General features: G+C 60.8%; 4 protein-coding genes. 2 read left to right on the forward strand and 2 right to left on the reverse strand.

Annotated features, from left to right (window positions below):
- The first annotated feature begins 941 nt into the window (after nucleotides 1–941).
- Nucleotides 942–1,508 (forward strand): D-sedoheptulose-7-phosphate isomerase, encoded by a 567-nt coding sequence (locus tag LJE61_RS14595; RefSeq protein WP_296918780.1) that lies wholly within the window; start codon nucleotides 942–944, stop codon nucleotides 1,506–1,508.
- Nucleotides 1,509–1,629: 121 nt separating this feature from the next.
- Here LJE61_RS14595 and LJE61_RS14600 read toward each other — a convergent pair whose 3' ends face one another.
- Nucleotides 1,630–2,562, reverse strand: a complete 933-nt coding sequence (locus LJE61_RS14600) for a class I SAM-dependent methyltransferase (RefSeq protein WP_296918781.1) — start codon at nucleotides 2,560–2,562, stop codon at nucleotides 1,630–1,632.
- 657 nt (nucleotides 2,563–3,219) lie between these two features.
- Here LJE61_RS14600 and LJE61_RS14605 point away from each other — a divergent pair.
- Nucleotides 3,220–5,124 carry a glycosyltransferase gene (locus LJE61_RS14605; protein WP_296918783.1) on the forward strand — a complete coding sequence of 635 codons (1,905 nt, stop codon included), beginning with the start codon at nucleotides 3,220–3,222 and terminating at the stop codon, nucleotides 5,122–5,124.
- 82 nt (nucleotides 5,125–5,206) lie between these two features.
- Here LJE61_RS14605 and LJE61_RS14610 read toward each other — a convergent pair whose 3' ends face one another.
- Nucleotides 5,207–6,037: a class I SAM-dependent methyltransferase gene (locus LJE61_RS14610; protein ID WP_296918785.1), complete on the reverse strand. Its 831-nt coding sequence runs from the start codon at nucleotides 6,035–6,037 to the stop codon at nucleotides 5,207–5,209.
- Nucleotides 6,038–6,076 lie beyond the last annotated feature (39 nt).

The following is a 6,076-nucleotide window of genomic DNA, read 5'->3' on the forward strand; positions in this document are numbered from 1 at the left end:
GGGCAGGACATCATCGTGTTGCCCTCAAACGAAGCCTTGACCGCCGCCCTCGTGAAGTTGCTGTGGTATGGTTAGAGCCAGCATCCTGCCGGCCCATCTCAGGTCGGTAGGGCGCGTGTGACGGCCCTTCGCCAAACTGCCTCTTTCCCAGCGTCGCATCCACCACAGGGATCGTCGGAGCCGCCGAGGCGCTGCCGTATCGAGTGAGAGTCGGCGATGATCGAATCAGGAGATGGCCAAAGGGGTCCGCCTGCTCCACTCCGCACTCTCAGGCTGCTCGGAAGACGAGGCGAGAATACGATGGGCCAGAACAAGCCCGATATCCCGTTCCACAGCGCCGTCATGCCCGAGGCGATGCAGGCGGAGACAAAGATCCAATTCCGCTGCCACAAAGGCATCTCCTGCTTCAATGCCTGTTGCAGACAGGCCGATGTCACCTTGGCGCCGTACGATATCCTGCGTCTCAAGCGTCGGCTCGGGCTCACCTCGACCGAACCGGATGCGAAGGAACGTTATTCGCTGGTGAAGGAGGAGCACTGCAAGGGACACGAAGACCCGCGGGAGATCGGCCCAGATCCGCCCGATTTCTCGTTACATCGACCCCCGATGCGCCTCAAAATCGGTCGAACCTGCCCTCGCTCTCCCACTCGGCGCGCGACGAGCGCTCAAGTGCGACAGGCTCCCAGAGATCGAAACGGATACAATGGGTGGCGCTTGGAACCTGGATTTCGCTGGGCTTTACCCCGGCTGCGGGATGGGTCAATCCTCAAGACCAGCCGAATGTCACAGTGCGTCGCCTCCTCGCCGCGGGTACGCCGGGGTGACCGGTAGATGGCGGCAGGTCGCGGAACGCGAGCCAGATCGTCTTAGCTAGATTCACCGAGCCGACGGGGCGCCGAACCAGAGTGGCTGCGAGACTTTCGCACGACGACCTTTCCGCCATGCTCACCCGTCGCCTCAGCGCGACGGCGTCACTCATGGAGGCGGTCCAGGGCGACGCCGAGCTGCTTGCCGCGACCGTCGGTGCGGCGGTGCGAACCGCGGAAGCCATCTGGGCGGGCGGCACGCTCTTCATCTGCGGCAACGGGGGCAGCGCCGGCGAGGCGACTCACCTGAGCGGCGAGCTGATCGGACCCTTCCTGGACAAGACGCGTCGCCCTATTCCTGCCATCGCGCTCGGTTTCGACACCAGCGCCCTCACCGCCGTCGCCAACGACTTCTCCTTCGCCGAGATATTTGCCCGACCGCTCGCCGCCCTCGCGCGCCCCGGCGACGTCCTCTGGGCACTGTCAACCAGCGGCCGGTCGCCCAACATCATCCGTGTCCTGGAGCAGGCAGCCCGGCAAGGCGTTCTTAGCGTCCTTCTGACCGGTGCGACGCGCGGTGATCTCCCAGCGTCCACCGACATCGTCCTCTCGGTCCCATCACGAGAGACCCCGAGGATCCAGGAGCTGCATCTGGTTCTCGGTCATTTTTTGTGCGAGGCCGTTGAGGCCATGGTGGTCTGAGGCCAGATGACAGGTTGTGTGTGGAAAGGTTCGAGAGGATGCATTAGAGGCTGCACTCGGATTCAGTCTCCGCGGCGATCGAGCGGGTGTTTGCAGGCAGGCTGACCTTGCGTTGGCCCCGCTATCTCCGCGCGAGAAAGAGTAGCTGCTCCCCGCCTAGATAGCCGAATTCCCGGGACCACACGGCAATCGCCCGCACATCGGAGAAGCCGGCCCGCCGAGCGGATTCCAGGAGATCCCAACCGAAGTGGTAAAAACAGAGGCATCCTTCCTCTGCCATCGGGTCACCGTGATACTCCGGCGGCAGGAGGTGCTCGATCTCTCCCTCGCAAGTGATGCGGGCCCGGGTCAGGGTGTGCTGCGCGTTGGCCAGGAAGGGCACCGAGAACAGCAGAGTGCCGCCTGGTCGCAAGACGCGACTGAGCTCGCGGAGCGCCATCTCGTAATCCGGAACATGCTCGATGACGTCGAAGGAAAGTGCGTGTGCGAACGCGGCGTCGGCAAATGACAGGTGGGTGATGCTCTCGTTCCTTATTCCATCCTGCCGCGTCGACCCGAAGGGGACAGTATCGCCTTGATATTCGCTGCCGACGACGCTTTCATACTCCTCTGTTAGCCAACGGTACAGTGGCGTCACCTGCTCAGTAATATAGATCGGATCGCTTCTTGTTGGCCGGCAGAAACGTCGAAACACGTGAACCGCTGCGCGTACTCGGTTGTTCAGTCCGCATGGACACACGACCCGTTCTCTCCAATTGGGCTCTCGTCGCTCTGAAAGGCTCGGCGCATAGAGAAGATCCACCAGGAAATCGACGCGGCGCTCGCAGGGGTCGCAGTAACCCGAGATGTGAAAGCTGTCCCCAAGCTGTGACCAGTCGTGCGTGATGCGCTCGCGCTCGATCCAAATCGTTCGATACCGCTCGACATGATCAAGATAGGCGTCGTAGCTCGAGAATTCGTCAAACCTCGGCTCCGTTGGACGGCGGCCGATCATCCTGCGGATGAGACGCGTGAGGCGATTGAGCAGCGCCCTGAGCCGTTTTATTGCGGTCATTTCAAAAGTATGTCTCCGCTGACATGTTATCAGGCACCCGGTTCCTGAAGGGATGGGTGGCCCTTCGCGGGGCGAACGCCATACGACGCCCTGTCCATTTGACCATATCTCGCGTCGTTGCTTCGCTCGTGCCCGAGTGATTGGCGGTTGAAGTTGGACCGAGTGAGCCCGCTGCTGTTAAAGTGAAAGAGCCGAAGGCCTCTGTCGTGAGTTGGTCAACAAGCGGAGTGGGCCGGCCGAGCCATCGGGAACTGGGGCCACTGGTTTCTGCGGCTGTTTCGCCTAACCCCAGTATCGTTTCGCCGCCTTGGCTGTCGATAGACGGCGCCGGACAGGCAGCACGCTAATCGCTTTTGCATCAACCTCTGCCAATAGAGAGCACGGATGGAGTCCCGCACTTTCGCACCGCTCCGCGTCTTGCAAGTCATCTGGAATCGACTTCCTCTGAAGGGGCCTCTCAGATTTCAGCTCAAGAGTCTGGTGTTCCAGCTGCTCGGGCCATGGCTTCGCGATACGGCACCCTACAACAACTGGCTGGAGCAACGGCAATGGCTGCACTTCAGTCCCGGAACACATCCCCTCGGCAGGGCCACATACCCTGCACAGCCACTTGTGAGAAATTTGGCTATCCCAGGTGGGGTGCCGGCTGAGCCCGTCGTGTCCGTGATCATCCCGGTGTTCAACCAGTTAAATTTCACCCTGGCATGCCTGGATGCCATCGCCCAGCATCCGCCGGATGTCCCCATCGAAGTTGTCGTCGTCGACGACGCCTCACACGACGATACCGAGACGACCTTGGCGACGCGCGGAGACATCCGGTATCTGCGCAATCCCGAGAACCTTGGCTTCGTGGGATCCTGCAATCGCGGGGCCGCGGTAGCGCGCGGACAGTATCTGTTCTTCCTCAACAACGACACCCAGGTGCTCAGCGGATGGCTGGATATGCTGCTCGACGTCTTTGCTCGGATGCCAGAGGCAGGGATCGTCGGCAGCAAATTGATCTTTCCCGACGGGCGCCTGCAGGAAGCGGGTGGGATCGTCTGGCGGGACGGAAGTGCCTGGAACTACGGTAAACACCAGGATCCGCGAGCACCTGAGTTCAATTTTCTTCGTGACGCTGACTATTGCTCCGGCGCCGCGATTCTGATCCCGCGCGCGCTCTTCGACTCCGTCGGCGGGTTCGATGCGGGCTTCGCTCCCGCCTATTATGAGGATACAGATCTCTGTTTCGCGGTCCGCGCTCGCGGCTACAGAGTCATCTACCAGCCGTTATCCCAGATCGTCCATTACGAGGGCGTGACTGCCGGGATCGACACCCAAAGCGGCGTGAAGGCTTACCAGGAGCGCAACCGCGAGCTGTTTCGGTCCAAATGGCAAGACGCGCTGGTCAGGTATCCCCCCCGGGGCGCAGGGATCGTTCGCCTCTGCGCCGATCGCCGCGCCAGCGCCCGCATGCTCGTCATTGATGCTCGTACCCCGACACCCGATCAGGACTCAGGGTCGATCGATCTTGTCAACTATCTGCGCCTTCTCGATTCACTCAAATATCGGGTGACCTTCATCCCAGCGACCGACATGTTGCACTATGGCCGCTATACGAGTGATCTCCAGAACCTTGGGGTCGAATGCCTTTACGACCCTTTCGAGCCTTCGGTCGAGCGGTTCCTGCGTGCCCGGGGCCGCGACTTCGACGTGGTCATGCTGATGCGCGTCGATCAAGCCGCGCGCTATATCAGAGTCGTCCGCAGGTACTGCCCGCGGGCGAAGGTCATCTTCAATACGGTCGACCTGCATTTCCTGCGGGAGCAGCGTCGCGCATTGGCGCAGGACGGCTCGGCCGCGGAGAACAAGTCAGAGCACATCAAGCGAACGGAGCTGCAGGTAGTCCGCCAGGCCGACAGCACGATCGTGATCAGCCCGGTCGAGCGCGAACTGCTGGCCCGCGAGGTGCCGGAAGCCCGGCTTCACGTCATTCCGCTCTTGCGCGACATCCCGGGTCGCGGCGCGGCGTACGATGAGCGTGAGGGCATTCTCTTCATCGGAGGTTTCCGCCACCCGCCAAACACGGATGCCATCACCTGGTTCTGCGAGCGCATCTGGCCCAGGGTGCGTGAGCGGTTGCCCGACGTCAGGCTATCGATTGTCGGCAGCTACCCGACCCCCGAGGTTCTGGCCTTGGAAGGAGCTGGGGTCAGCGTGCTTGGATATGTCGAAGAGCTCGATGGGTTGTTCGAACGCGCGCGGCTGTCGATCGCGCCACTGCGCTATGGCGCCGGACTCAAGGGCAAGGTCGTGACGAGCCTGGGTTACGGGGTACCCTGCGTTGTCACGCCCGTTGCCGCCGAGGGGTTGGAACTGGAAGACGGTCAGGGCATTCGACTTGCCGCCGACCCCGACGAGTTCGCAATGGCGATCGCAAGTTTGCACGAAGATGCCGAGCTGTGGGAGCGAACCTCCCGGGCCGGCTTGCTGGCCGTCAGCGAGCGCTTCTCGATTGCGGCGAATCGCCCAAGGATTCAGCGGGTGCTGCGCGATCTCGGCCAGCCTGCCGGAGATTCGTGAATGAGGGGCCGTCACACACGCTGCCGATGACCGAACCGAAGCAGCATATCGATTCCTCTGAAGCGGTGCGGGAGCCATTCTATCACTTCAATTTTCGCGAAACGATGAGCGACTGTGCCAGTCCCGGCGGGTGAGCGATGAATTCGCAGAGGTCGAAATACTGCTTCCAGTGTTTCTGGACATAAGCTTGCGGGATGAGGGCCATTCCATATTCCTCCTGTGGCTTCGGCGAAAAAACAAAATGTCCTTGGTCATAGGCGGCCAAGGCAACGTCGAAATCATCGAACGATTCAGCAGCGGCTCTCTGCCAAGGATGGTTGAACATCCCCTCCGCCTTTAACCGTTTGCTTTCGTGAATGAATGACCGCGGCAACGTGGATACGATCAACAATCCGCCGGGGCGCACAAGCCTGGAAAACTCGTTCAGCCAGTCAATGTGTAAGGCCTCGGGCAGATGTGAAAAGACGGACCATGCGTAGATGACATCAAGACTGCCATCCGGGAAATCAAGTGGAGGAGACCTGGAAATTAATCTGAAGTTTCCGCGGAGCGTGCTGTTGCACGTTTCAATACCCATCGGCGCGATGTCCACGCCGAACAGGTTTTCCGCGCGAACGTCTTTCGCGAAAAAACGAATGACTCTCCCCCAACCGCATCCGAAATCGAGTACGTGCGATTCCGGCGTAAACCGCGATCCCCACGCATTGATTGCAGCCTTTATCTGCTGATAAATTGCAAAGCCGCTCCGGAGGTTGGATACGCCCGCTGAGCCGTTGAAGGCGAGCTGCACCGAGTCGGGGGGTAGCTTGGGGATAAACGCCCCTTCCGGGATAGGCTGATTCGGATTGTGGAGTATCAACTCGAGCCACTGCGAATCATCAATAGCCGAGAGTAGGTCAAAGCCGTCTTTCATAGACGAAATCCGTCAGTGTTCGTGCCGTGAACTGCGGCG

The organism is Thiocapsa sp. (genome assembly GCF_022340925.1).
In the GTDB taxonomy this organism is placed as follows: Bacteria; Pseudomonadota; Gammaproteobacteria; order Chromatiales; family Chromatiaceae; genus Thiocapsa.